We start from the raw sequence: 25779 nt of genomic DNA, 5'->3' as shown, positions 1-25779 counted from the left end.
CCGCGCGGTAAAAGCGTCTCTGTCATGTTTACATGCAGAGGCGCTTTTTTTATAGGCGGAAAAACAGACTGGAGCGGGGAGAGAATGGGGGGAAGCATGTGTTTTTTAAAATGCTAAAAGAAGACATAGATACAGTGTTCGATCAAGATCCGGCAGCAAGAAGCTATTTCGAAGTTGTTTTAACTTATTCTGGTTTACATGCTATATGGGCGCATCGGATTGCACATGCTTTATATAAACGGAGATTTTTCTTCCTGGCGCGCCTGATATCACAGATTGCCCGTTTCTTTACCGGAATTGAAATCCATCCCGGCGCGACCATCGGGAGAAGGTTTTTCATTGACCACGGTATGGGGGTCGTCATAGGGGAAACATGTGAAATCGGCAATAACGTGACGGTATTCCAAGGTGTCACTCTCGGGGGAACGGGAAAAGAAAAGGGGAAGCGGCATCCGACCATAAAAGATGATGCTTTAATTGCAACCGGAGCGAAGGTGCTCGGCTCTATTACGGTCGGGCAGGGTTCTAAAGTAGGGGCCGGCTCCGTTGTGCTTCGTGATGTTCCCGACTTTTCGACCGTTGTCGGCATACCGGGGAAAGTCGTCATTCGGAACGGAAGAAAAATCAAACGCGATCTCAATCACCAAGACTTGCCCGATCCGGTTGCTGACCGGTTTAGAGCATTGGAGCAGCAGATTTTTGAACTGCAGGCTGAACTGGAAGATAAAAAAGAAAGGATCAACCAAAAATGACCATTACACTTTATAATACATTGACACGGAAAAAGGAAACATTCGTTCCTCTTGAGGAAGGCAAAGTAAAAATGTACGTGTGCGGACCGACTGTATACAACTATATTCATATCGGAAACGCCCGTCCGGCGATTGTGTATGATACCGTACGCAACTATTTGGAGTATAAAGGATACGATGTTCAATACGTATCGAATTTCACCGATGTTGACGACAAACTGATTAAGGCGGCCAACGAGCTCGGCGAGGACGTCCCGACCGTTTCTGAGCGGTTCATTAAAGCGTATTTTGAAGACGTGGGCGCCCTCGGATGCCGGAAAGCGGATCTTCATCCCCGGGTCATGGAAAACATGGACGCCATTATTGAATTTGTCAGCGAGCTGATTAAAAAAGGCTACGCTTATGAATCAGAAGGCGACGTCTATTTCAAAACAAGGGCCTTCGAAGGCTACGGCAAGCTATCTCAGCAATCAATTGATGAACTCAGATCAGGCGCGCGTATCCGTGTCGGCGAGAAGAAAGAGGATGCGCTGGACTTTGCTCTTTGGAAAGCTGCTAAGGACGGAGAAATTTCATGGGATAGCCCTTGGGGAAAAGGCCGCCCGGGCTGGCATATTGAATGCTCCGCAATGGTGAAAAAGTATTTGGGTGACGAAATCGATATTCATGCCGGCGGTCAGGACCTGACATTCCCGCACCATGAAAACGAAATCGCCCAATCTGAAGCATTAACAGGCAAGACATTCGCAAAATACTGGCTTCACAACGGATATATCAATATCGATAATGAGAAAATGTCAAAATCTCTCGGCAACTTTGTTTTGGTGCACGATATCATTAAGCAATATGACCCGCAGCTTTTGAGATTTTTCATGCTGTCCGTTCATTACCGCCACCCGATCAACTATTCGGAAGAGCTGCTTGAGAAAACAAAAAACGCGTTTAACCGCCTGAAGACGGCCTACAGTAATTTAAACCATCGTTTGATTAGCAGCACGAATCTGACTGACAATGATGAGGAATGGCTCGCTAAAATTGAAGAGCACCGCACTGCGTTTGAAGAAGCAATGGATGATGATTTTAATACGGCGAATGCGATTTCCGTTTGGTTTGATCTGGCGAAGCTCGCCAATTACTACATGCAGGAAGACAATACGGCGGATCACGTCATTAAAGCCTTTATCAGCATGTTTGACAGAATCGGATCTGTTCTCGGACTTACGCTCGGCGAAGAAGAGCTTGTCGACGAAGAGATTGAAGAGTTGATTGAGAAGAGAAATGAAGCCCGCCGCAATCGCGATTTTGCTTTGTCAGACCAGATTCGCGATCAGCTGAAAAGCATGAATATCATTCTTGAAGATACGGCCCAGGGAACTCGCTGGAAGCGGGGAGAGTAAGCGGATGCTTCAATTTGAACAAATCAAAGATTCAAAGCAGTTAAACGGTCTTGCGCTTGCTTATATGGGTGATGCCATTTTTGAAATATACGTCCGGCATCACCTGCTTAAGCAGGGCTTTACGAAACCGAATGACCTTCATAAGAAGGCGAGCCGGATTGTATCGGCAAAATCACAGGCAGACATATTGTTCCGCCTTCAGGACGAATCCTTTTTCACGGAGGAAGAGGAAGCCGTGCTGAGAAGAGGCAGAAACGCGAAATCAGGGACGACGCCTAAAAACACAGATGTACAGACGTACCGCCATAGTACAGCTTTTGAGGCTTTACTCGGATACCTTTTTCTTGAGAAAAGAGAAGAAAGACTGAATCAGCTGATTGCTGAGGCTATACAAGTCGGGACGTCAGGGAGGAAAACAAATGAGTCAGCAACATGATTACGTCATAGGAAAAAACGCTGTGATTGAGACGTTAAAGTCAGATCGCAAGCTGTATAAGTTATGGATGGCGGAAAACACAGTAAAAGGACAGGCGCAGCAAGTTATGGAGCTTGCTAAAAAGCGCGGCGTCACCATTCAATTTGTACCGAGGAAAAAACTCGATCAGATGGTGGAGGGGCAGCATCAGGGTGTTGTCGCCCAGGTGGCGGCATATGAATATGCACAATTAGACGAATTATATAAAAGAGCGGAAGAGAGAAACGAACAGCCTTTCTTTCTCATACTGGACGAGCTGGAAGACCCTCATAATCTCGGTTCCATCATGAGAACGGCTGACGCTGTCGGTGCACACGGCATCGTGATTCCGAAACGCAGAGCGGTCGGACTGACTTCGACGGTCGCAAAAGCTTCGACCGGTGCGATTGAACACATTCCCGTCGTGAAGGTGACCAACCTTGCCCGGACACTTGATGAAATGAAGGAGCGGGGGATTTGGGTCGTCGGAACGGATGCATCCGCCCGGGAAGACTACCGCTCTATGGACGGCAAGATGCCTTTGGCGCTCGTTATCGGAAGCGAAGGCAGAGGAATGGGGCGGCTTGTGAAAGAGAAATGTGATTTTCTCATTAAGCTTCCGATGGCCGGAAAAGTCACGTCTCTGAATGCGTCGGTAGCGGCCGGCCTTCTCATGTATGAAGTCTACCGGAAGCGCAATCCTTTAGGGGAATGAAGACAGATGGACATCCTGTTAGTAGACGGATACAACATGATTGGAGCTTGGCCGCAGCTAAAGGATTTAAAAGCGAACAGTTTTGAAGAAGCGAGAGATGTACTGATCCAGAAGATGGCGGAATATCAGTCCTACACGGGAATCAGAGTCATTGTGGTGTTTGACGCACACCTGGTAAAAGGCATAGAGAAAAAACAAACGAATCACAGAGTCGAAGTGATTTTCACACGGGAGAATGAGACGGCGGATGAGCGGATCGAGAAGCTTGCCCAGGCGCTAAACAATATTGCGACACAGATTCATGTCGCAACTTCCGATTATACGGAGCAGTGGGCGATTTTCGGACAAGGGGCTCTCCGCAAATCCGCCCGGGAGCTCCTGAGGGAAGTGGATACGATAGAACGCCGGATTCAAAGGCGGGTTTCAAAGATCACTTCTGAAAAACCACCGGGTAAAATCGAGCTGTCCGAAGAGGTTTTGAAAACGTTTGAAAAGTGGCGCCGAGGCGGTCTGGATTAGGTTGACGCTTTTTCGCCCATTAATGTATAATATTTCTATCTACGTGCGCCGGGGGGATCGCAGTGAATCTACAGAACAGCAAGGGAAAGTTCAACAAAGTGCAATTTTGCCAGTTGGAGGACGAGCAGGTCATTGAAAAGGTTCATGTTGGGGATAGTGATGCGTTAGATTACTTGATTACGAAGTACCGTAATTTTGTACGGGCGAAAGCAAGGTCTTATTTTTTAATAGGGGCCGACAGAGAAGATATTGTACAGGAAGGGATGATAGGCTTATATAAGTCTATCCGAGACTTTAGAGAGGACAAGCTCACTTCATTTAAAGCTTTTGCAGAATTATGCATTACCCGCCAGATTATTACCGCAATAAAGACAGCTACCCGTCAGAAACACATTCCTTTAAATTCCTATGTTTCTTTAGACAAACCTATTTTTGATGAAGAATCTGACAGAACACTGCTTGATGTCATTTCAGGCGCTAAAACGTTAAATCCTGAAGAGATGATTATTAATCAGGAAGAATTTGATGATATCGAAATGAAAATGGGAGAACTGCTGAGCGATCTGGAGAGAAAGGTGCTTGTTCTGTATTTGGACGGAAGAAGTTACCAAGAGATTTCAGATGACTTAAACCGACACGTAAAATCAATCGATAATGCCCTGCAGCGCGTGAAGCGCAAGCTTGAAAAGTATTTAGAAATAAGAGAGATCAGCCTGTAGCAGGTTTCTGTGTCATATTGACAGAATTTTTCTGACTGTGCTATTTTATTAAGATAAATGAATGTTTAGGAAAAGGTGTAACGACATGAGAAAAAAGATTACGCTGGCATGCAAAACATGCGGAAATCGTAATTATACGACAATGAAAAGCTCTGCATCAGCGGCTGAGCGGTTAGAAGTTAAGAAGTACTGCAGCACTTGCAATTCACATACAGCTCATTTAGAAACAAAATAGTGTTCGCTTTTTAAATTGTGGAGGTCTTTTACATGCGCATGATGAGTTTCTTTAAAGATGTTGGGAAAGAAATGAAAAAGGTTAGCTGGCCTAAAGGCAAAGAGTTAACGCGCTATACGATCACGGTGATTTCAACGGTTATCTTTTTTGTTATCTTTTTTGCCCTCCTTGATACAGGAATTTCTCAATTAATTCGTTTAATAGTTGAATAATGATCAGCAATACGTGCTATAATAGATCATAATATCGTTTGCCAAAACCCGTTCAGCGGGTTTTTTATTGTGTTGTTGAAAAAAGGATTCATAGGCCCTGAGCCTATTTTTTGTTTTACACTTCATTTTTAAATGCGGGGAGGGAAGGACTGCAGAGTCCTGATAGAATGGAAAAGAATTGGTATGTTGTTCATACGTATTCCGGTTATGAAAACAAAGTAAAAGCAAACCTTGAAAAACGTGTGGAATCAATGGGAATGCAGGATAAAATTTTCCGCGTTGTCGTCCCTGAAGAAGAAGAGACTGATATTAAAAACGGCAAGAAAAAAGTAGTCAAAAAGAAAGTGTTCCCGGGTTATGTGCTTGTTGAAATCGTCATGACTGATGATTCCTGGTATGTGGTCCGCAACACGCCGGGCGTTACCGGATTCGTCGGATCAGCCGGTTCAGGCTCAAAGCCGACTCCGCTTCTTCCTGGCGAAGCGGAAACCATCTTAAAACGCATGGGCATGGATGAGCGGAAAACCGACATTGATTTTGAATTGAATGAGACAGTCAAAGTCATAGACGGACCTTTCGCCAACTTTACAGGATCAATTGAAGAGATTGATTATGATAAGAGCAAAGTGAAAGTATTCGTTAACATGTTCGGCCGTGAAACGCCGGTTGAACTGGAATTTACCCAGATCGACAAATTGTAATGTGAAAAAACTTGAAATTGCTATATATTAATGATAATATAGCAAAGGTACGTCTTGGACTAATCCAAGGCAGCTAGCTTGATATTTCGTCATTCATATAAAGAATGAAACCTTGAGTGGGAGGGTTTACCCTATTACCACATCACGGACTTAAGGAGGTGTGTCTCGTGGCTAAAAAAGTAGTAAAAGTTGTAAAATTGCAAATTCCTGCTGGAAAAGCTAACCCAGCGCCGCCAGTTGGACCTGCACTAGGTCAAGCCGGTGTAAATATCATGGGATTCTGTAAGGAGTTTAACGCTCGTACAGCTGACCAAGCTGGTTTAATCATTCCTGTTGAAATTTCGGTTTACGAAGACCGTTCATTTACATTTATTACAAAAACTCCGCCTGCTGCAGTATTGCTTAAAAAAGCAGCTGGAATTGAGTCTGGTTCTGGTGAACCAAACCGTAATAAAGTGGCAACCGTTAAGCGCGATAAGGTTCGCGAAATCGCTGAAACGAAAATGCCTGACTTAAACGCAGCAGACGTTGAAGCGGCAATGCGCATGGTTGAAGGTACTGCCCGCAGTATGGGTATCGTTATCGAGGATTAATTTGTTTCTTGTCGGGTTGCGAGTTTTCACAAGTTCGCAACCCTTATTCGTGGGAGGTTATTCCGCTATAACCACATAAGGAGGAAATTTTAAAATGGCTAAAAAAGGTAAAAAGTACGTTGAAGCTGCGAAGCTTGTAGACCGTGCGAAAGCTTACGACGTCGCTGAAGCAGTGGCGCTTACTAAAAAAACAAACACAGCTAAATTCGACGCTACAGTTGAAGTTGCTTTTCGTTTAGGGGTTGACCCTCGTAAAAACGATCAGCAAATCCGCGGTGCAGTTGTACTTCCTAACGGAACTGGTAAAACTCAGCGCGTGCTTGTATTCGCTAAAGGCGAAAAAGCAAAAGAAGCTGAAGCTGCCGGTGCAGACTACGTTGGCGATTCTGATTACATCGCGAAAATCCAGCAAGGCTGGTTCGAATTCGATGTAATCGTTGCGACTCCTGACATGATGGGTGAAGTCGGTAAAATCGGCCGTGTGCTTGGACCAAAAGGTCTTATGCCAAACCCTAAAACAGGAACTGTTACATTCGAAGTAGAAAAAGCAATCGGCGAAATCAAAGCTGGTAAAGTAGAATACCGCGTTGACAAAGCTGGTAACATCCATGTTCCGATCGGAAAAGTTTCTTTCGAGGATGAAAAACTTGTTGAGAACTTCACAACAATGTATGATACAATCCTGAAAGCAAAACCGGCTGCGGCTAAAGGTGTTTACGTGAAAAACGTTGCCGTTACTTCTACTATGGGCCCTGGTGTCAAAGTAGACGCTTCTACTTTCAACGTAAAATAATATTTGACTTTAGATCAGCATTCTGATATGATTCAAAATGTTGTAAAATATAATATGTCATTTATACCGTAGACAGCAGGGGCCGTTGAGGCTTAATATCCTGCCGAGGTGTATATATATCACAGCTATTACGTTACGTATGCTTGTATATACAGCCTCCATGTCCACATGGAGGCTTTTTATATGAAATCGTCGTCACAGTCGTGATCACCTAGCGGTATAAGTGTTACACAAAATCTACAGGAGGTGTAACCATGAGCAGCGCAATTGATACAAAAAAAGTTGTTGTTGAAGAGATTGCTTCTAAGCTGAAAGAAAGCAAATCAACGATCATCGTTGACTACCGCGGACTTAACGTTTCTGAAGTAACTGAACTCCGTAAACAGCTTCGCGAAGCTAACGTAGAGTTCAAAGTGTACAAAAACACAATGACTCGCCGTGCGGTTGAACAAGCTGAACTTGATGGTTTGAATGATGTCTTAACTGGACCGAATGCGATCGCATTCAGTACTGAAGATGTTGTCGCTCCGGCAAAAGTTCTTAACGAGTTCGCGAAGAATCACGAAGCTCTGGAAATCAAAGCGGGCGTTATCGAAGGAAAAGTATCTTCTGTTGAAGAAGTGAAAGCTCTTGCTGAACTTCCTTCACGCGATGGCTTACTTTCTATGTTGCTTAGCGTACTTCAAGCTCCAGTTCGCAACCTTGCACTTGCAGCTAAAGCAGTTGCAGAACAAAAGGAAGAACAAGGCGCTTAATCTGATTTTACCCTAAAATAAAACAAATGGAGGAATTTCAAATGGCTTTAAATATCGAAGAAATCATTGCTTCCGTTAAAGAAGCAACTGTACTTGAATTGAACGACCTAGTAAAAGCAATCGAAGAAGAATTTGGCGTAACTGCTGCTGCTCCTGTAGCTGTAGCTGGCGGAGCTGCTGCTGGCGGCGCTGCTGAAGAGCAAAGCGAATTCGACCTTATCCTTGCTGGTGCAGGTTCTCAGAAAATCAAAGTTATCAAAGTTGTTCGTGAAATCACTGGTCTTGGCTTGAAAGAAGCTAAAGAACTTGTTGACAACACTCCAAAACCACTTAAAGAAGGTATTGCGAAAGAAGAAGCTGAAGAGCTTAAAGCTAAACTTGAAGAAGTTGGCGCTTCTGTAGAAGTTAAGTAATCTTCACTTGCCTGTAGGGGAAGCTCGCTTTTATGAGGCGGGCTTTTTCTTTGCTTTTCTTTAAGTGCCATTATAAAAGGAGGTTCTAATAATGAGTGAACACTATTATTCAGAAAAACCTTCAGTTAAAAGCGATAAACAGACATGGTCATTTACACTGCGGAACAGATCTTATACATTCACAAGTGACAGCGGCGTTTTCTCGAAAAAGGAAGTTGATTTCGGTTCGCGTGTCTTAATTGAAGCGTTTGAAGAGCCGGAGATTGATGGTGACTTCCTGGATGCAGGCTGCGGTTACGGCCCGATCGGTCTGTCACTCGCCGGTGCATTTACAGACCGGACCGTGCACATGATTGACGTGAATGGAAGAGCCGTAGAGCTGTCAAATGAAAATGCAGAAAAAAACGGAATAAAAAACGTTCGGATTTATCAGAGTGATTTATTTTCAAATATTGATTCTGCTCAAACATTTGCTTCTATTATTACAAACCCCCCAATCCGCGCCGGAAAAAAAGTTGTCCATGCCATTTTTGAAAAAAGCGCTGAGCATTTAAGGGCTTCAGGTGAATTGTGGATCGTTATACAGAAAAAACAGGGCGGGCCTTCTGCCATTGAAAAACTGAAGGAGCTTTTTGACGAAGTTTCTGTGGTTCAAAAAAAGAAAGGCTATTATATCATAAAAGCAAAAAAAGTTTGACTTGAATTTTCAGCTATGTTAATATTGTAAAATGCCAATGTATATATTTTGCATGATATGCTGAAATAATCATAGTGCATGTATAAATTATACAAACATGGAAATGCTAATAAAATCGGTATTTGTTTTTGGATGTGGTTTTCTTAATTAGAAACCCTTTTTTCTTTTGTCTTGTAAAAGTATTTCTTTATCGTAAGAGATGCTTATTACACATATAATACGCATGATTTGAGGGGTGAATCAGTTGACAGGTCAACTAGTTCAGTATGGACGACACCGCCAGCGCAGAAGCTATGCTCGCATTAGCGAAGTGTTAGAATTACCAAATCTCATTGAAATTCAAACCTCTTCTTATCAGTGGTTTCTTGATGAGGGTCTTAGAGAGATGTTTCAAGACATATCACCAATTGAGGATTTCACTGGTAACCTCTCTCTTGAGTTCATTGACTACAGTTTAGGAGATCCTAAGTATCCCGTTGAAGAGTCAAAAGAACGTGATGTGACTTACTCAGCTCCGCTGAGAGTGAAGGTTCGTTTAATTAACAAAGAAACTGGAGAGGTAAAAGACCAGGATGTCTTCATGGGTGATTTCCCTATTATGACAGATACCGGTACTTTTATCATCAACGGTGCAGAACGTGTTATCGTATCTCAGCTTGTTCGGTCTCCAAGTGTATATTTCAGTGGTAAAGTAGACAAAAACGGTAAAAAAGGTTTTACCGCGACTGTCATTCCAAACCGTGGCGCATGGTTAGAATACGAAACTGATGCGAAAGATGTTGTGTATGTCCGCATTGATCGCACACGTAAGTTGCCGGTTACGGTTCTTTTGCGTGCTCTCGGCTTCGGTTCCGACCAAGAGATTCTCGATCTCATTGGTGAGAACGAATATCTCCGCAATACACTGGATAAGGACAACACTGAAAACAGTGACAAAGCGCTTCTTGAAATCTATGAGCGCCTTCGTCCCGGAGAGCCGCCTACAGTAGAAAACGCAAAAAGCTTGCTGGATTCCCGTTTCTTCGATCCGAAGCGATACGACCTTGCGAATGTAGGACGCTATAAAATTAATAAAAAGCTTCATATCAAGAACCGCCTGTTTAACCAGCGACTTGCAGAAACACTGGTGGATCCGGAAACCGGTGAAATTCTCGCTGAAAAAGGGCAGATTCTTGACAGAAGAACACTTGATAAAGTACTGCCATACTTAGAAAATGGAATCGGCTTCAGAAAACTTTATCCTAACGGCGGCGTCGTCGAGGATGAAGTGATGCTTCAATCCATTAAAATCTATGCTCCTACCGATGCAGAAGGAGAGCAGACGATCAATGTGATCGGCAATGCTTACATCGAAGAGGCGATTAAAAACATTACGCCTGCTGATATTATTTCTTCTATCAGCTACTTCTTCAACCTCCTGCACGGAGTGGGCGACACTGATGATATCGACCATCTCGGAAACCGCCGTCTGCGTTCTGTAGGTGAGCTCCTGCAAAACCAATTCCGTATCGGTTTAAGCCGGATGGAACGTGTCGTACGTGAAAGAATGTCTATTCAAGACACAAATACAATCACGCCGCAGCAGCTGATTAACATCAGACCTGTTATTGCGTCTATTAAAGAGTTCTTCGGAAGCTCACAGCTTTCTCAATTCATGGATCAGACGAACCCGCTTGCTGAATTGACGCACAAACGCCGTCTGTCAGCTCTCGGACCGGGCGGTTTGACACGTGAGCGCGCAGGTATGGAAGTACGTGACGTTCACTACTCTCACTATGGCCGTATGTGTCCGATTGAAACGCCTGAGGGCCCGAACATCGGTTTGATCAACTCATTGTCATCATTTGCGAAAGTAAACCGCTTTGGTTTCATTGAGACGCCATACCGCCGCGTTGATCCTGAAACAGGAAAAGTAACGCCTAGAATCGACTACCTGACTGCTGATGAAGAGGATAACTATGTCGTAGCCCAAGCGAATGCTAAGCTGAGCGATGACGGTTCTTTCTTGGATGACAGCATCGTAGCGCGTTTCAGAGGGGAAAACACCGTTGTAGCCCGCAACCGCGTGGATTACATGGACGTATCTCCTAAACAGGTTGTTTCTGCTGCGACAGCATGTATTCCGTTCTTGGAAAACGATGACTCGAACCGCGCCCTCATGGGAGCGAACATGCAGCGTCAGGCTGTGCCTTTGATGCAGCCGGAAGCTCCGATCGTCGGAACGGGTATGGAATATGTATCCGGTAAAGACTCCGGTGCAGCCGTTATTTGTAAACACCCTGGTATCGTTGAACGGGTGGAAGCGAAAAACGTATGGGTGCGCCGCTATGAAGAAATTGACGGCCAAAAAGTAAAAGGCAACCTGGATAAGTACAGCTTGCTGAAATTTGTCCGCTCCAACCAAGGTACGTGCTACAACCAGCGTCCGATCGTCAGTGTCGGCGATGAAGTAGTCAAAGGAGAAATCCTTGCTGACGGACCTTCAATGGAGCTTGGTGAACTTGCTCTCGGCCGCAACGTAATGGTCGGCTTCATGACATGGGATGGTTACAACTATGAGGATGCCATCATCATGAGTGAACGCCTTGTGAAAGATGATGTATACACATCTATTCACATTGAAGAATATGAATCAGAAGCACGTGATACAAAGCTTGGGCCGGAAGAGATCACCCGCGATATTCCAAACGTAGGGGAAGACGCGCTCCGCAATCTTGATGACCGCGGAATTATCCGTATCGGTGCGGAAGTCAACGACGGAGACCTTCTCGTAGGTAAAGTAACGCCTAAAGGTGTAACTGAGCTTACGGCTGAAGAACGCCTTCTGCATGCGATCTTTGGAGAAAAAGCGCGTGAAGTCCGTGATACTTCTCTCCGTGTGCCTCACGGCGGCGGCGGAATTATCCACGACGTAAAAGTCTTCAACCGTGAAGACGGCGACGAACTTCCTCCGGGAGTGAACCAGCTTGTACGCGTATATATCGTTCAGAAACGTAAGATTTCTGAAGGTGATAAAATGGCCGGACGTCACGGAAACAAAGGGGTTATCTCGAAGATTCTTCCTGAAGAAGATATGCCTTACCTTCCTGACGGCACGCCGATCGATATCATGCTTAACCCGCTGGGTGTACCATCACGTATGAATATCGGTCAGGTATTAGAACTTCACATGGGTATGGCTGCCCGCTACCTCGGCATTCACATCGCGTCACCTGTATTTGACGGCGCGCGTGAAGAAGATGTGTGGGAAACACTTGAAGAAGCAGGCATGTCAAGAGACGCTAAAACAGTTCTTTATGACGGCCGTACGGGAGAACCGTTCGACAACCGTGTATCAGTCGGAATCATGTACATGATCAAACTGGCGCACATGGTTGATGATAAACTTCATGCCCGTTCTACAGGTCCTTACTCACTTGTTACGCAGCAGCCTCTCGGCGGTAAAGCCCAATTCGGCGGACAGCGTTTCGGTGAGATGGAGGTTTGGGCGCTTGAAGCTTACGGCGCAGCTTACACGCTTCAAGAAATCCTGACTGTGAAGTCCGATGACGTGGTCGGACGTGTGAAAACATATGAAGCCATCGTCAAAGGCGACAATGTTCCAGAGCCTGGTGTTCCGGAATCATTCAAAGTATTGATCAAAGAGCTTCAAAGCTTAGGTATGGACGTGAAAATCCTTTCAGGCGATGAAGAAGAAATAGAAATGAGAGATCTAGAAGACGAGGAAGATGCGAAACAGGCTGACGGCCTTGCATTATCAGGTGATGAAGCGCCGGAAGAAACAGCATCTCCAGACGTTGAACGTGACGCAGTAACGAAAGAATAGTCTCTGATTGATAAAGGCAAGTGACATCGGTTAATCCGAAGATAAAAAGGGAGGTAGGCCCCTTGCTAGATGTGAACAATTTTGAGTATATGAACATCGGTCTTGCTTCACCGGATAAAATCCGTTCATGGTCTTTTGGTGAAGTGAAAAAGCCTGAAACGATAAACTATCGTACATTGAAACCTGAAAAGGACGGCCTGTTCTGCGAACGCATTTTCGGACCGACTAAGGACTGGGAATGTCATTGCGGCAAGTACAAGCGGGTTCGTTATAAAGGCGTAGTTTGTGACCGTTGCGGAGTTGAAGTAACGCGGGCTAAAGTCCGTCGTGAGAGAATGGGGCATATTGAACTGGCTGCCCCGGTTTCTCACATTTGGTATTTCAAAGGTATTCCGAGCCGTATGGGTCTTGTATTGGATATGTCACCGCGTGCGCTGGAAGAAGTTATTTACTTTGCTTCTTACGTCGTAACTGACCCGGCCAATACACCGCTCGAAAAGAAACAGCTTTTATCTGAAAAGGAATACCGTGCGTATCTGGATAAGTACGGAAACAAATTCCAAGCCTCTATGGGTGCGGAAGCCATTAATAAACTTCTGCAGGACATCGACCTTGTCAAAGAAGTTGATATGTTAAAAGAAGAGCTGAAGACTTCTCAAGGACAGCGCCGTACACGTGCGATCAAACGCCTTGAAGTGCTTGAAGCCTTCCGTAATTCAGGAAACAAGCCGTCTTGGATGATCCTCGACGTGCTTCCGGTTATTCCGCCTGAATTAAGACCGATGGTTCAGCTTGATGGCGGACGTTTCGCAACGTCTGACCTGAACGACCTTTACCGTCGTGTCATCAACCGTAATAACCGTTTAAAACGTCTGTTAGACCTCGGCGCGCCAAGCATCATCGTTCAGAACGAAAAACGTATGCTTCAGGAAGCAGTCGATGCTCTGATTGACAACGGACGCCGCGGCCGTCCGGTTACCGGACCGGGTAACCGTCCGCTTAAATCTCTTTCTCACATGCTGAAAGGGAAACAAGGGCGTTTCCGTCAGAACCTTCTCGGTAAACGTGTAGACTACTCAGGACGTTCCGTTATCGTCGTAGGTCCGCATCTGAAAATGTATCAGTGCGGTTTGCCGAAGGAAATGGCGCTTGAGCTCTTCAAGCCTTTCGTCATGAAAGAGCTTGTTGAAAAAGGCCTTGCTCACAATATCAAGAGCGCAAAACGCAAAATCGAACGCGTGCAGCCTGAAGTATGGGATGTACTTGAATCTGTCATTAAGGAGCATCCGGTCTTACTGAACCGTGCCCCTACTCTTCACAGATTAGGTATCCAGGCTTTCGAACCGACGCTTGTTGAAGGACGCGCCATCCGTCTTCACCCGTTAGTATGTACAGCTTATAACGCTGACTTTGACGGTGACCAAATGGCGGTTCACGTACCTTTATCAGCTGAGGCTCAAGCTGAAGCACGTATTCTGATGCTTGCAGCCCAAAACATCTTGAACCCTAAAGATGGTAAACCGGTTGTTACGCCGTCTCAGGATATGGTATTAGGAAACTACTACCTGACGCTTGAGCGCGCCGGAGCAGTCGGCGAGGGTATGGTCTTCAAGAATACAGACGAAGCGCTTCTTGCTTATCAAAACGGTTATGTTCACCTTCATACGAGAGTAGCTGTTGCAGCGAACTCCCTTAAGAATGTGACATTTACTGAAGAACAGCGTTCAAAATTGTTAATTACAACTGTCGGTAAGCTCGTCTTCAATGAAATTCTTCCGGAATCATTCCCTTACATGAATGAACCAACGAAGAGCAACATTGAAGAGAAGACACCTGACCGTTTCTTCTTAGATAAAGGTGCTGACGTAAAAGCTGTGATTGCTGAGCAGCCGATCAACGCACCGTTTAAAAAAGGTATTCTCGGTAAAATCATCGCGGAAATCTTTAAACGATTCCATATCACGGAAACGTCTAAAATGCTTGACCGCATGAAAAACCTCGGTTTCAGATATTCAACGAAAGCCGGCATCACAGTAGGGGTTTCTGATATCGTCGTTCTCGATGACAAACAGGAAATCCTTGAAGAAGCACAAAGCAAAGTTGATAATGTCCTGAAACAGTTCAGACGCGGTTTAATCACCGAAGAAGAACGTTATGAAAGAGTCATTTCAATTTGGAGTTCAGCGAAAGATGTTATCCAAGGCAAACTGATGAAATCATTAGACGAAGTCAACCCGATCTACATGATGAGTGACTCAGGAGCCCGTGGTAACGCATCTAACTTTACACAGCTTGCGGGTATGCGCGGTCTGATGGCCAACCCGGCTGGACGAATCATTGAATTGCCGATTAAATCAAGTTTCCGTGAAGGTCTGACAGTATTGGAGTACTTTATCTCCACTCACGGTGCGCGTAAAGGTCTTGCCGATACCGCCCTGAAAACAGCTGACTCAGGTTACCTTACACGCCGTCTTGTTGATGTTGCGCAGGATGTTATCATTCGTGAAACAGATTGCGGAACAGACCGCGGTATTCTTGCAAAACCGCTCAAAGAAGGCACGGAAATCATCGAGCGTCTGGAAGAGCGTCTGATCGGACGTTTCGCCAGAAAACAGATCAAACATCCTGAAACGGGTGCTGTGCTCATTAACGAAAATGAATTGATCGATGAAGATAAAGCGCTGGAAATCGTTGAATCCGGAATCGAAGAAGTGTGGATCCGTTCCGCGTTCACATGTAACACTCCTCATGGTGTATGTAAACGATGCTACGGACGTAACCTTGCAACCGGAACTGATGTTGAAGTCGGCGAAGCAGTAGGTATTATCGCCGCTCAATCTATCGGTGAGCCTGGAACACAGTTAACGATGCGTACGTTCCACACAGGCGGGGTTGCCGGAGACGATATCACACAAGGTCTTCCGCGTATCCAGGAGCTTTTCGAAGCGCGTAATCCGAAAGGTCAAGCGACGATTTCTGAAATTGACGGTACAATTGCCGAAATCAATGAAGTACGCGACAAACAGCAGGAGATTGTTGTTCAGGGCGCTGTTGAGACCCGTTCATACACGGCACCTTACAACTCACGCCTGAAAGTGGCTGAGGGTGATCAGATTACCCGCGGTCAAGTGCTGACAGAAGGTTCAATCGATCCGAAAGAACTTCTTAAAGTCACTGACCTGACAACGGTTCAGGAATATCTTCTGCATGAGGTTCAGAAGGTTTACCGTATGCAGGGTGTTGAAATCGGCGATAAACACGTAGAAGTAATGGTTCGCCAGATGCTTCGCAAAGTCCGTGTGATCGATGCCGGAGATACTGATGTTCTCCCTGGCACATTGCTTGATATTCACCAATTCACAGAAGCGAACAAAAAAGTGCTGCTTGAAGGCAATCGACCTGCTACAGGACGTCCTGTCCTTCTCGGTATCACGAAAGCTTCACTCGAGACGGATTCATTCTTGTCTGCCGCATCATTCCAAGAAACAACACGCGTTCTTACTGATGCTGCGATTAAAGGCAAGCGCGATGAACTTCTCGGCCTGAAAGAGAATGTTATCATCGGTAAACTGGTTCCGGCCGGTACCGGTATGATGAATTACAGAAAAGTAAAACCTGTTTCAAACGTTCAGCCTTCGGAAGATATGGTTCCGGCTGAATAACAGAAACTGCTGCAGGAAAGGCTGTTTCGACAGCTTTTCCTCAGTATTACAATTATTCTGGCGGGGGACTGCACTAAAAAATGTCATACGTTGTTGACATCCGTCCCGCAGAGTGATAATATAACCAAGGTGCTCGAAATAAAACCTGTTACTTTGGAGGATATGTTTATGTCTTATGATAAAGTATCACAGGCCAAATCAATTATTATTGGTACGAAGCAAACAGTGAAAGCTCTAAAACGAGGTTCAGTGAAGGAAGTCGTCGTGGCAAAAGACGCGGATTCAGTTCTTACGGCTGGCGTTATCCAGCTTGCAAAGAACCAAAATACCGCTGTCTGTATGGTGGATTCCATGAAAAAGCTCGGCAAAGCCTGCGGAATTGAAGTGGGAGCAGCAGCTGTTGCCATTATGTTATAGCGTACTTTTTGTTTTTATATGAGATATCAATCTTGTGTAAAGACATTGTTTTTTGCCTAATGATGAACCACCTGGGTATGTGGGTTATAAAACGTAATGAAGGGAGGAACACAACATGCCTACAATTAATCAGCTAATTCGCAAGGGACGCGTGAGCAAAGTTGAAAACTCTAAGTCACCTGCACTAAACAAAGGATACAACAGCTTTAAAAAAGAGCACACTAACGTATCTTCTCCACAAAAACGCGGGGTATGTACTCGTGTGGGTACAATGACACCGAAAAAACCGAACTCAGCACTTCGTAAATACGCTCGTGTTCGTTTGACTAACGGAATCGAGGTTACTGCCTACATTCCTGGTATCGGTCACAACCTGCAAGAGCACAGCGTTGTACTGATCCGCGGCGGACGTGTAAAAGACTTACCGGGGGTACGCTACCACATCGTTCGTGGCGCGCTTGATACTGCCGGAGTTGAAAACCGTGCGCAAGGCCGTTCTAAATACGGTACGAAACGTCCTAAAGCAAAGTAATCAAATAAATCATTAAAACTATGAAGGGAGGATATTCAGATGCCACGTAAAGGTCCTGTAGCAAAAAGAGATGTTTTACCTGATCCGCTTTACAACTCTAAGCTGGTATCCCGCCTGATCAACAAAATGATGATCGACGGTAAAAAAGGTAAATCTCAAACAATCCTATACAAGTCATTCGATATCATTAAAGAACGCACTGGCAATGATGCAATGGAGGTTTTCGAACAAGCATTGAAAAACATCATGCCTGTACTTGAAGTAAAAGCACGCCGTGTAGGTGGAGCTAACTACCAAGTGCCTGTAGAAGTTCGTCCTGAACGCCGTACAACTCTTGGTCTTCGCTGGTTGGTTAACTATGCGCGTCTTCGCGGAGAAAAAACAATGGAAGAGCGCCTGGCTAACGAAATTCTTGATGCAGCTAACAACACTGGTGCTGCCGTTAAGAAACGTGAAGACACTCACAAGATGGCAGAAGCGAACAAAGCATTTGCTCACTACCGCTGGTAGGATTCATATAATCAAAATAATAATTCCCTAATAAGGAAGGAGAAATTACCCAATGGCAAGAGAGTTCTCCTTAGAAAAAACTCGTAATATCGGGATCATGGCTCACATCGATGCCGGTAAAACGACTACTACAGAACGGATCTTGTTCTACACAGGCCGTATCCACAAAATTGGCGAAACTCACGAAGGTGCTTCGCAAATGGACTGGATGGAGCAGGAACAAGAACGCGGTATCACAATCACTTCTGCAGCAACGACTGCACAGTGGAAAGGTTACCGTGTAAACATCATCGATACACCGGGACACGTAGACTTCACAGTTGAAGTTGAACGTTCACTCCGTGTACTTGATGGTGCGGTTGCCGTACTTGATGCTCAATCAGGTGTTGAGCCTCAGACAGAAACAGTATGGCGCCAAGCAACAACTTACGGAGTACCGCGTGTTGTATTTGTCAACAAAATGGACAAAATCGGCGCAGATTTCCTTTACTCTGTAGGCACTTTAAGAGACCGTCTTCAAGCTAACGCTCACGCAATTCAATTGCCGATCGGTGCTGAAGACAACTTCGAAGGTATCATCGACTTAGTAGAAAACGTTGCGTATTTCTACGAAGATGACCTTGGAACTCGTTCAGATGCGAAAGAAATCCCTGAAGAGTACAAAGAGCAAGCTGAAGAGCTTCGCAGCAGCCTGATTGAAGCTGTAGCTGAGCTTGATGAAGAGCTTATGGAAAAGTACCTTGAAGGTGAAGAAATCACTATCCCTGAACTGAAAGCTGCTATCCGTAAAGGTACACTGAATGTTGAATTCTACCCTGTACTTGTTGGTTCTGCTTTCAAAAACAAAGGTGTTCAGCTTGTACTTGATGCTGTTCTTGACTACCTTCCTGCGCCAACTGATGTTGCTGCAATCAAAGGTGTACGTCCTGATACAGATGAAGAGATCGTTCGTCATTCTTCTGATGAAGAGCCGTTCTCTGCACTTGCATTTAAAGTTATGACTGACCCTTATGTCGGTAAGCTGACTTTCTTCCGCGTATATTCCGGTACACTTGATTCCGGTTCATATGTAAAGAACTCTACAAAAGGCAAGCGTGAGCGCGTAGGACGTATCCTTCAAATGCACGCTAACAGCCGTGAAGAGATCTCTACTGTTTACGCTGGAGACATCGCAGCTGCTGTAGGTCTAAAAGATACTTCTACTGGAGATACTCTATGTGATGAGAAGGATCTTGTAATCCTTGAATCAATGGAATTCCCAGAGCCTGTTATCGACGTAGCGATTGAGCCTAAATCAAAAGCTGACCAAGATAAAATGGGTATCGCTTTAGCGAAACTTGCTGAAGAAGATCCTACATTCCGTACACAAACAAACCCTGAAACGGGTCAAACAATCATCTCTGGTATGGGTGAGCTTCACCTTGATATCATTGTTGATCGTATGAAGCGTGAGTTCAAAGTTGAAGCTAACGTTGGTGCTCCTCAAGTTGCGTACCGTGAGACATTCCGTACCGGTGCAAAAGTTGAAGGTAAATTCGTACGTCAATCAGGCGGACGCGGTCAGTTCGGTCACGTTTGGATCGAATTTGAACCGAACGAAGAAGGCGCTGGCTTTGAATTCGAAAACGCAATCGTCGGTGGTGTTGTTCCTCGTGAATACATCCCAGCCGTACAAGCAGGTCTTGAAGACTCTCTTGAAAATGGTGTCCTAGCCGGATTCCCGCTAATCGACATCAAGGCGAAACTTTTTGATGGATCTTACCATGATGTTGACTCAAACGAAATGGCGTTTAAAGTCGCTGCTTCTATGGCATTGAAAAATGCAGTCAGCAAATGTAACCCAGTTCTTCTTGAACCAATCATGAAAGTTGAAGTTGTTATTCCTGAAGAATACATGGGAGACATCATGGGTGATGTTACTTCTCGTCGCGGACGCGTAGAAGGTATGGAAGCTCGCGGTAACGCTCAAGTTGTGCGTGCGATGGTACCTCTTGCTGAAATGTTCGGTTACGCTACTGCCCTTCGTTCTAACACGCAAGGACGCGGTACGTTCACAATGTTCATGGATCACTACGAAGAAGTGCCGAAGAGCATCGCTGAAGAAATTATCAAAAAAAATAAAGGCGAATAATTGATTTTGCCACTTAACTCAAGTATAACTACTATTGTAAGATGAGGAAGTGAAAGCTTGCTTTCACTTTCTATCACTCTATACATTACTAATTAAAAGCTCTTAAGGAGGATTTTAGAATGGCTAAAGAAAAATTCGACCGTTCCAAATCACATGCCAATATCGGTACAATTGGACACGTTGACCATGGTAAAACAACATTAACTGCTGCTATCTCAACAGTACTTCATAAGAAATCTGGTAAAGGTACAGCTATGGCGTACGATCAAATTGATGGTGCTCCAGAAGAACGTGAGCGCGGTATCACAATCTCTACTGCACACGTTGAGTACGAAACTGACACTCGTCACTATGCACACGTTGACTGCCCAGGACACGCTGACTATGTTAAAAACATGATCACTGGTGCTGCGCAAATGGACGGAGCTATCCTTGTAGTATCTGCTGCTGATGGCCCAATGCCACAAACTCGTGAGCACATCCTTCTTTCTAAAAACGTTGGTGTACCATACATCGTAGTATTCCTTAACAAATGCGACATGGTAGACGACGAAGAGCTTCTTGAGCTTGTTGAAATGGAAGTTCGCGATCTTCTTAGCGAATACGACTTCCCTGGTGATGATGTACCAGTTGTTAAAGGTTCTGCTCTTAAAGCTCTTGAAGGTGACGCTGAGTACGAAGAAAAAATTCTTGAACTTATGGCTGCAGTTGATGAGTACATCCCAACTCCAGAACGCGACACTGACAAACCATTCATGATGCCAGTTGAGGACGTATTCTCAATCACTGGTCGTGGTACAGTTGCTACTGGCCGTGTAGAACGCGGACAAGTTAAAGTCGGTGACGAAGTTGAAATCATCGGTCTTCAAGAAGAAAACAGCAAAACAACTGTTACAGGTGTTGAAATGTTCCGTAAGCTTCTTGACTACGCTGAAGCTGGAGACAACATCGGTGCACTTCTTCGCGGTGTAGCTCGTGAAGACATCCAACGTGGACAAGTACTTGCTAAACCAGGTACAATCACTCCACACAGCAAATTCAAAGCTGAAGTTTACGTTCTTTCTAAAGAAGAGGGTGGACGTCATACTCCATTCTTCTCTAACTACCGTCCTCAGTTCTACTTCCGTACAACTGACGTAACTGGTATCATCAATCTTCCAGAAGGCGTAGAAATGGTTATGCCTGGAGATAACACTGAAATGATCGTTGAACTTATCTCTACAATCGCTATCGAAGAAGGAACTCGTTTCTCTATTCGTGAAGGCGGACGTACAGTTGGTTCAGGCGTTGTTTCTACAATCACTGAGTAATCGACTCGTTCATTAATGCGGGGTCCCTTATGGGGCCTCGTTTTTTTGTTTCCCCGCTGATTCCATGTATAATAGAACGTATACAAATTTTAGGAGCAGAGCGATGATCGATAACTTCAAGAAAACCAATCGTATTTCAATGCTTCAGCAATTGCTGATTAATGGCAGTGAACAAACCACTATGATTAATGGTGATGACAGGAGTAATCCGTTGCTTTTATTTTTGCACGGCGGTCCCGGCACGCCTCAAATCGGCTATGCGAGAAAATATCAGAATAAGCTGGAAAAGTATTTCACCGTTGTGAACTGGGATCAGAGAGGGGCGGGTCTCTCTTATTCAAAGGAAATTCCGGGTTCATCTATGACTTTGGATCAGCTGACAGCTGACGCCATTCATTTGACCGAACGCTTATGCAAGCAATTCAGCAGGCAAAAAATATATATCGCCGGCTATTCGTGGGGTTCAGTTCTGGCGCTTCATGTTCTTCAAGAAAGGCCTGATTTGTATTATGGGTATATCGGTATCAGTCAGGTGGTTAATATTCAAAAGGAAGAAACGGAAGCTTACCGGCTGATGATGGAATGGAGCAGGCAACGCAAACATTTCCTGCTGGAAAAGACGCTGAGCTTTATCGGAGCGCCTCCATGGGAGAAACAGCTGCAGCGAACGTTGTTTCTGCTTTGTATCGAGATGAGGGGAGGGGGCTTTACCCATCATCCGATCGGCACTCTTAAAGCAGGGGGGCGAATGCTGTTTGGTGAACCGTACGGTGTGAGAGGGAGCTTCTTAGCCGCGCGGGGTCAAATGTTCAGCCTGAAACACCTGTGGGAGGATCTCATTTTCTTTGATGCCGGGGAATCAGTTTCTTCTATTATAATACCGTGCTGTTTTATGTCAGGGAGATACGATTTGACGGTCCCGGGGACGACGTCTTATGAATATTATCAGAAGGTTGATGCGCCGTATAAAGAATGGCATTGGTTTGAGAACTCAGCCCATTCGCCTCACTTGGAGGAACCGGATCGCTTTGCCGAAGTTGTCAGCCGGTTCGCATCGTTCCATCTCTGAAAGAAAACAGGCATATCCTTGATTAATCATGGTATCACCTGTATAATAATCAAAGTGTGAAAACCACAAGGTTCTTTAAATAAACCTTGCAACATACGTCTATTTTCTGTATAATAGTGTATGTTGGTCTTTGACTGCGATGAAGTGAGAGGTTGCTGACACACCCGGCCGCTTTGCCATGGCAAGGTGATCAGGTTTTTCTCACGGAGAACTGTCTAACGTGATGTAGGCGAAAAGGAGGGAAAATAATGGCAAAACAAAAAATTCGTATTCGTTTAAAAGCATATGATCATAGAATCCTTGATCAATCTGCAGAGAAGATTGTTGAAACGGCAAAACGTTCTGGTGCCAGCGTATCTGGTCCGATTCCGTTGCCAACTGAAAAATCAGTTTACACAATCCTTCGTGCGGTGCACAAATACAAAGATTCTCGTGAGCAATTTGAAATGCGTACACATAAACGTTTAATCGACATTGTGAACCCAACACCACAAACTGTTGATGCTCTCATGCGATTAGACTTACCATCTGGTGTCGATATCGAAATCAAACTTTAATTCTAAAATATAGAATGATCTTAATAGGAGGTGTGACGAATGACCAAAGGAATCTTAGGAAGAAAAATTGGTATGACGCAAGTATTCGCAGAGAACGGTGATCTTATCCCGGTAACTGTTATTGAAGCAGCTCCAAACGTTGTTCTTCAAAAGAAAACAGCTGAAAATGATGGCTATGAAGCGATCCAGCTTGGTTTTGACGATAAGCGTGAAAAGCTTTCAAACAAACCGGAAAAAGGACACGTTGCAAAAGCGGAAACTGCTCCTAAGCGCTTCGTTAAAGAATTACGCGGCGTGGATATGGATGCGTATGAAATTGGTCAGGAAGTCAAGGTTGAAATTTTCTCTGCAGGAGAAATCGTAGATGTAACAGGAGTATCTAAAGGTAAAGGTTTCCAAGGTGCAATCAAGCGCCACGGACAATCTCGCGGACCTATGTCTCACGGTTCACGCTACCACCGTCGTCCTGGTTCAATGGGACCTGTAGATCCTAACCGTGTATTCAAAGGTAAACTATTACCTGGACGCATGGGCGGAGATCAAATCACTGTCCAAAACCTTGAAATCGTAAAAGTAGATGCTGAGCGCAATCTTCTTTTGATTAAAGGTAACGTACCTGGTGCGAGAAAAACTTTAATCACTGTTAAAAGTGCTGTTAAATCTAAATAAGTCTCTTAGGAAAGGAGGAAATTGATCATGCCAAAAGTAGCATTATACAACCAAAACGGTTCTACTGCTGGTGATATCGAATTAAACGCTTCTGTATTTGGAATTGAGCCAAATGAGAGCGTAGTATTCGACGCTATTCTTATGCAAAGAGCTTCCTTACGTCAAGGATCTCACAAAGTAAAAAATCGTTCTGAAGTACGCGGCGGAGGTCGCAAACCATGGCGTCAAAAAGGTACAGGTCGTGCCCGTCAAGGTTCAATCCGTTCACCGCAATGGCGCGGAGGTGGTGTCGTATTCGGCCCAACACCACGCAGCTATTCTTACAAATTACCTAAAAAAGTTCGCCGCTTGGCAATCAAATCAGTATTGTCTTCTAAAGTGAACGACAACAACATTATTGTTCTTGAAGATCTTACTCTTGATACGGTTAAAACAAAAGAAATGGCAGCTATCCTTAAAGGATTATCTGTTGAGAAAAAAGCTTTAATCGTAACTGCGGATGCAAACGAAGCAGTATCTCTTTCTGCACGCAACATCCCTGGAGTTACAGTTGTTCAAGCTAACGGAATCAACGTGTTAGACGTTGTCAACCACGAGAAGCTTCTGATTACAAAAGCTGCGGTTGAAAAAGTAGAGGAGGTGCTTGCATAATGAAAGATCCTCGTGATGTTCTTAAGCGCCCCGTCATTACTGAACGTTCTGCTGATTTAATGACTGAAAAAAAATATACTTTTGAAGTTGATGTAAGAGCTAATAAAACAGAAGTGAAAGATGCAGTTGAAAGTATCTTTGGAGTGAAAGTTGACAAAGTCAACATCATGAACTACAAAGGGAAATCAAAACGTGTCGGCCGCTACACTGGTATGACTAGCCGTCGCAGAAAAGCGATCGTAAAACTTACTGCAGACAGCAAAGAAATCGAAATTTTTGAAGCATAATTATCTGTAAAAAGAAGGAGGGAAATTCAAAATGGCGATTAAAAAGTATAAACCGACCTCTAACGGACGTCGTGGCATGACAACTTCAGATTTTGCTGAAATCACGACTGACCAGCCGGAAAAATCCTTGCTTGCGCCCCTTCACAAAAAAGGCGGACGTAACAACCAAGGTAAATTGACTGTACGTCACCAAGGTGGCGGACACAAACGCCAATACCGTGTTATCGACTTCAAACGCGATAAAGATGGTATACCTGGACGCGTTGCTACAGTTGAGTACGATCCAAACCGTTCAGCTAACATTGCACTAATCAACTATGTAGACGGAGAAAAACGTTACATTCTTGCACCAAAAGGAATTCAAGTAGGTACTGAAATCATGTCCGGCCCTGAAGCTGACATCAAAGTAGGTAACGCACTTCCGCTTATCAACATCCCAGTTGGTACAGTTGTGCATAACATTGAATTAAAACCTGGTAAAGGCGGACAGCTTGTACGTTCAGCTGGTACATCTGCTCAGGTTCTTGGTAAAGAAGGCAAATACGTTCTTGTACGTCTTAACTCTGGTGAAGTTCGCATGATCCTTTCTGCTTGCCGCGCTTCTATCGGTCAAGTAGGTAACGAGCAGCACGAACTGATCAACGTTGGTAAAGCAGGACGCTCTCGCTGGAAAGGCATCCGCCCTACAGTCCGCGGTTCTGTAATGAACCCTAACGATCACCCGCACGGTGGTGGTGAAGGTCGCGCGCCAATCGGACGTAAATCACCAATGTCTCCTTGGGGCAAACCGACTCTTGGATTCAAGACACGTAAGAAAAAGAACAAATCTGATAAATTTATCGTACGTCGTCGTAAAAATAAATAACGGGGTTGTCTACGGTTCATTTCGGACCGTAGTGCAATCACGAAGGGAGGTTCCAAAATGGCTCGCAGCTTGAAAAAAGGACCATTTGTCGATGGACACTTGATGACAAAAATCGAGAAATTAAATGAAACGGACAAGAAACAAGTTGTAAAAACTTGGTCTCGCCGTTCAACTATTTTCCCACAATTTATCGGTCACACTATCGCAGTATATGACGGACGTAAACACGTGCCTGTATTCATTTCTGAAGACATGGTAGGCCACAAGTTGGGCGAATTCGCACCGACTCGTACTTACAAAGGCCACGCCAGTGACGATAAAAAAACAAGACGCTAAGA

At 44.7% G+C, this 25779-nt stretch carries 28 protein-coding genes and 2 other annotated features (1 of these 30 cut by a window edge); all 28 genes read left to right on the top strand.

The annotated features are described in order from the left end of the window. Positions 1-24: a binding site (T-box leader), on the top strand (it extends 210 nt beyond the left edge of the window). Between the two features lie 74 nt (positions 25-98). Beyond that, the gene (cysE, locus tag K3G25_RS19290; RefSeq protein WP_014416745.1) at positions 99-752 is read left to right on the top strand and encodes a serine O-acetyltransferase; all 654 of its coding nucleotides are present in this window, start codon (positions 99-101) and stop codon (positions 750-752) included. Further along, positions 749-2149: a cysteine--tRNA ligase gene (gene cysS / locus K3G25_RS19285; RefSeq protein WP_003156411.1), complete on the top strand. Its 1401-nt coding sequence runs from the start codon at positions 749-751 to the stop codon at positions 2147-2149. Before cysE ends, cysS begins: the two co-directional genes overlap by 4 nt. A gap of 4 nt (positions 2150-2153) precedes the next feature. Continuing rightward, positions 2154-2585 (top strand): Mini-ribonuclease 3, encoded by a 432-nt coding sequence (locus tag K3G25_RS19280; RefSeq protein ID WP_003156412.1) that lies wholly within the window; start codon positions 2154-2156, stop codon positions 2583-2585. Then, positions 2569-3318, top strand: a complete 750-nt coding sequence (gene rlmB / locus K3G25_RS19275) for a 23S rRNA (guanosine(2251)-2'-O)-methyltransferase RlmB (protein ID WP_003156413.1) — start codon at positions 2569-2571, stop codon at positions 3316-3318. Before K3G25_RS19280 ends, rlmB begins: the two co-directional genes overlap by 17 nt. Before the next feature lie 6 nt (positions 3319-3324). Beyond that, positions 3325-3837, top strand: coding sequence for a ribosome-dependent mRNA decay endonuclease Rae1/YacP (rae1, locus tag K3G25_RS19270; protein ID WP_003156414.1), 513 nt, complete (start codon positions 3325-3327; stop codon positions 3835-3837). Positions 3838-3899: 62 nt separating this feature from the next. Beyond that, entirely contained in the window at positions 3900-4556 is a 657-nt protein-coding gene (gene sigH, locus K3G25_RS19265) for an RNA polymerase sporulation sigma factor SigH (protein ID WP_003156415.1), read from the top strand. An 85-nt stretch (positions 4557-4641) separates the two neighbouring features. Beyond that, complete coding sequence (gene rpmG, locus K3G25_RS19260) at positions 4642-4791, top strand: 50S ribosomal protein L33 (RefSeq protein ID WP_003156421.1); 150 nt, start codon at positions 4642-4644, stop codon at positions 4789-4791. Positions 4792-4823: 32 nt separating this feature from the next. Beyond that, entirely contained in the window at positions 4824-5003 is a 180-nt protein-coding gene (gene secE / locus K3G25_RS19255; protein WP_003156422.1) for a preprotein translocase subunit SecE, read from the top strand. A gap of 167 nt (positions 5004-5170) precedes the next feature. Further along, positions 5171-5704, top strand: coding sequence for a transcription termination/antitermination protein NusG (nusG, locus tag K3G25_RS19250; protein ID WP_003156423.1), 534 nt, complete (start codon positions 5171-5173; stop codon positions 5702-5704). A 167-nt stretch (positions 5705-5871) separates the two neighbouring features. Next, a complete protein-coding gene (gene rplK, locus K3G25_RS19245; RefSeq protein WP_003156430.1) occupies positions 5872-6297 on the top strand; it encodes a 50S ribosomal protein L11 in 426 nt (141 codons plus the stop codon). Positions 6298-6391: 94 nt separating this feature from the next. Next, on the top strand, positions 6392-7090 hold the full coding sequence (rplA, locus tag K3G25_RS19240; protein ID WP_003156431.1) for a 50S ribosomal protein L1: 699 nt from the start codon (positions 6392-6394) through the stop codon (positions 7088-7090). Positions 7091-7138: 48 nt separating this feature from the next. Next, positions 7139-7281: a sequence feature (ribosomal protein L10 leader region), on the top strand. Positions 7282-7344: 63 nt separating this feature from the next. After that, positions 7345-7845: a 50S ribosomal protein L10 gene (gene rplJ / locus K3G25_RS19235; protein ID WP_014416746.1), complete on the top strand. Its 501-nt coding sequence runs from the start codon at positions 7345-7347 to the stop codon at positions 7843-7845. Between the two features lie 41 nt (positions 7846-7886). Continuing rightward, positions 7887-8258: a 50S ribosomal protein L7/L12 gene (rplL, locus tag K3G25_RS19230; RefSeq protein WP_003156436.1), complete on the top strand. Its 372-nt coding sequence runs from the start codon at positions 7887-7889 to the stop codon at positions 8256-8258. Positions 8259-8349: 91 nt separating this feature from the next. Further along, complete coding sequence (locus K3G25_RS19225) at positions 8350-8955, top strand: class I SAM-dependent methyltransferase (RefSeq protein WP_021494149.1); 606 nt, start codon at positions 8350-8352, stop codon at positions 8953-8955. 244 nt (positions 8956-9199) lie between these two features. Then, the gene (gene rpoB / locus K3G25_RS19220) at positions 9200-12781 is read left to right on the top strand and encodes a DNA-directed RNA polymerase subunit beta (RefSeq protein WP_003156440.1); all 3582 of its coding nucleotides are present in this window, start codon (positions 9200-9202) and stop codon (positions 12779-12781) included. 62 nt (positions 12782-12843) lie between these two features. After that, entirely contained in the window at positions 12844-16443 is a 3600-nt protein-coding gene (rpoC, locus tag K3G25_RS19215; protein ID WP_022552485.1) for a DNA-directed RNA polymerase subunit beta', read from the top strand. A 168-nt stretch (positions 16444-16611) separates the two neighbouring features. After that, complete coding sequence (locus tag K3G25_RS19210; RefSeq protein WP_003156443.1) at positions 16612-16860, top strand: 50S ribosomal protein L7ae-like protein; 249 nt, start codon at positions 16612-16614, stop codon at positions 16858-16860. A gap of 115 nt (positions 16861-16975) precedes the next feature. Then, the gene (gene rpsL / locus K3G25_RS19205; protein ID WP_003156445.1) at positions 16976-17392 is read left to right on the top strand and encodes a 30S ribosomal protein S12; all 417 of its coding nucleotides are present in this window, start codon (positions 16976-16978) and stop codon (positions 17390-17392) included. A gap of 39 nt (positions 17393-17431) precedes the next feature. Next, positions 17432-17902, top strand: a complete 471-nt coding sequence (rpsG, locus tag K3G25_RS19200) for a 30S ribosomal protein S7 (RefSeq protein WP_003156447.1) — start codon at positions 17432-17434, stop codon at positions 17900-17902. Between the two features lie 52 nt (positions 17903-17954). Continuing rightward, positions 17955-20033: an elongation factor G gene (fusA, locus tag K3G25_RS19195; RefSeq protein WP_007410399.1), complete on the top strand. Its 2079-nt coding sequence runs from the start codon at positions 17955-17957 to the stop codon at positions 20031-20033. Between the two features lie 119 nt (positions 20034-20152). Continuing rightward, positions 20153-21343 (top strand): elongation factor Tu, encoded by a 1191-nt coding sequence (gene tuf / locus K3G25_RS19190; protein ID WP_007410400.1) that lies wholly within the window; start codon positions 20153-20155, stop codon positions 21341-21343. A 103-nt stretch (positions 21344-21446) separates the two neighbouring features. Then, entirely contained in the window at positions 21447-22412 is a 966-nt protein-coding gene (locus K3G25_RS19185; protein ID WP_029974334.1) for an alpha/beta fold hydrolase, read from the top strand. A gap of 248 nt (positions 22413-22660) precedes the next feature. Next, positions 22661-22969 (top strand): 30S ribosomal protein S10, encoded by a 309-nt coding sequence (rpsJ, locus tag K3G25_RS19180; protein WP_003156464.1) that lies wholly within the window; start codon positions 22661-22663, stop codon positions 22967-22969. Between the two features lie 39 nt (positions 22970-23008). Beyond that, positions 23009-23638: a 50S ribosomal protein L3 gene (rplC, locus tag K3G25_RS19175; protein ID WP_007410402.1), complete on the top strand. Its 630-nt coding sequence runs from the start codon at positions 23009-23011 to the stop codon at positions 23636-23638. A 27-nt stretch (positions 23639-23665) separates the two neighbouring features. Further along, positions 23666-24289, top strand: a complete 624-nt coding sequence (rplD, locus tag K3G25_RS19170) for a 50S ribosomal protein L4 (RefSeq protein ID WP_007615239.1) — start codon at positions 23666-23668, stop codon at positions 24287-24289. Next, positions 24289-24576, top strand: coding sequence for a 50S ribosomal protein L23 (gene rplW / locus K3G25_RS19165; RefSeq protein WP_003156467.1), 288 nt, complete (start codon positions 24289-24291; stop codon positions 24574-24576). The genes rplD and rplW overlap by 1 nt, the downstream gene beginning before the upstream one ends. 31 nt (positions 24577-24607) lie before the next feature. Then, positions 24608-25441: a 50S ribosomal protein L2 gene (gene rplB, locus K3G25_RS19160; protein WP_003156470.1), complete on the top strand. Its 834-nt coding sequence runs from the start codon at positions 24608-24610 to the stop codon at positions 25439-25441. 57 nt (positions 25442-25498) lie between these two features. After that, positions 25499-25777 carry a 30S ribosomal protein S19 gene (rpsS, locus tag K3G25_RS19155; protein ID WP_003156472.1) on the top strand — a complete coding sequence of 93 codons (279 nt, stop codon included), beginning with the start codon at positions 25499-25501 and terminating at the stop codon, positions 25775-25777. The last annotated feature ends 2 nt before the right edge of the window (positions 25778-25779 follow it).

This window comes from Bacillus sp. FCW2 (assembly GCF_021228595.1).
Classification (GTDB): domain Bacteria; phylum Bacillota; class Bacilli; order Bacillales; family Bacillaceae; genus Bacillus; species Bacillus velezensis.
The sequence above is the reverse complement of the archived record's forward strand: the minus strand, read 5'-3'. Positions and strand labels throughout refer to the sequence as shown.

Excerpts from the sequence above, each read along its gene's own strand:
- cysS (WP_003156411.1), top strand. The coding sequence starts at position 749 with ATGACCATTACACTTTATAATACATTGACACGGAAAAAGGAAACATTC.
- K3G25_RS19280 (WP_003156412.1), top strand. The coding sequence starts at position 2,154 with ATGCTTCAATTTGAACAAATCAAAGATTCAAAGCAGTTAAACGGTCTT.
- rlmB (WP_003156413.1), top strand. The coding sequence starts at position 2,569 with ATGAGTCAGCAACATGATTACGTCATAGGAAAAAACGCTGTGATTGAG.
- rae1 (WP_003156414.1), top strand. The coding sequence starts at position 3,325 with ATGGACATCCTGTTAGTAGACGGATACAACATGATTGGAGCTTGGCCG.
- rpmG (WP_003156421.1), top strand. The coding sequence starts at position 4,642 with ATGAGAAAAAAGATTACGCTGGCATGCAAAACATGCGGAAATCGTAAT.
- secE (WP_003156422.1), top strand. The coding sequence starts at position 4,824 with ATGCGCATGATGAGTTTCTTTAAAGATGTTGGGAAAGAAATGAAAAAG.
- nusG (WP_003156423.1), top strand. The coding sequence starts at position 5,171 with ATGGAAAAGAATTGGTATGTTGTTCATACGTATTCCGGTTATGAAAAC.
- rplA (WP_003156431.1), top strand. The coding sequence starts at position 6,392 with ATGGCTAAAAAAGGTAAAAAGTACGTTGAAGCTGCGAAGCTTGTAGAC.
- rplJ (WP_014416746.1), top strand. The coding sequence starts at position 7,345 with ATGAGCAGCGCAATTGATACAAAAAAAGTTGTTGTTGAAGAGATTGCT.
- rplL (WP_003156436.1), top strand. The coding sequence starts at position 7,887 with ATGGCTTTAAATATCGAAGAAATCATTGCTTCCGTTAAAGAAGCAACT.
- K3G25_RS19225 (WP_021494149.1), top strand. The coding sequence starts at position 8,350 with ATGAGTGAACACTATTATTCAGAAAAACCTTCAGTTAAAAGCGATAAA.
- K3G25_RS19210 (WP_003156443.1), top strand. The coding sequence starts at position 16,612 with ATGTCTTATGATAAAGTATCACAGGCCAAATCAATTATTATTGGTACG.
- rpsL (WP_003156445.1), top strand. The coding sequence starts at position 16,976 with ATGCCTACAATTAATCAGCTAATTCGCAAGGGACGCGTGAGCAAAGTT.
- rpsG (WP_003156447.1), top strand. The coding sequence starts at position 17,432 with ATGCCACGTAAAGGTCCTGTAGCAAAAAGAGATGTTTTACCTGATCCG.
- fusA (WP_007410399.1), top strand. The coding sequence starts at position 17,955 with ATGGCAAGAGAGTTCTCCTTAGAAAAAACTCGTAATATCGGGATCATG.
- tuf (WP_007410400.1), top strand. The coding sequence starts at position 20,153 with ATGGCTAAAGAAAAATTCGACCGTTCCAAATCACATGCCAATATCGGT.
- K3G25_RS19185 (WP_029974334.1), top strand. The coding sequence starts at position 21,447 with ATGATCGATAACTTCAAGAAAACCAATCGTATTTCAATGCTTCAGCAA.
- rpsJ (WP_003156464.1), top strand. The coding sequence starts at position 22,661 with ATGGCAAAACAAAAAATTCGTATTCGTTTAAAAGCATATGATCATAGA.
- rplC (WP_007410402.1), top strand. The coding sequence starts at position 23,009 with ATGACCAAAGGAATCTTAGGAAGAAAAATTGGTATGACGCAAGTATTC.
- rplD (WP_007615239.1), top strand. The coding sequence starts at position 23,666 with ATGCCAAAAGTAGCATTATACAACCAAAACGGTTCTACTGCTGGTGAT.
- rplW (WP_003156467.1), top strand. The coding sequence starts at position 24,289 with ATGAAAGATCCTCGTGATGTTCTTAAGCGCCCCGTCATTACTGAACGT.
- rplB (WP_003156470.1), top strand. The coding sequence starts at position 24,608 with ATGGCGATTAAAAAGTATAAACCGACCTCTAACGGACGTCGTGGCATG.
- rpsS (WP_003156472.1), top strand. The coding sequence starts at position 25,499 with ATGGCTCGCAGCTTGAAAAAAGGACCATTTGTCGATGGACACTTGATG.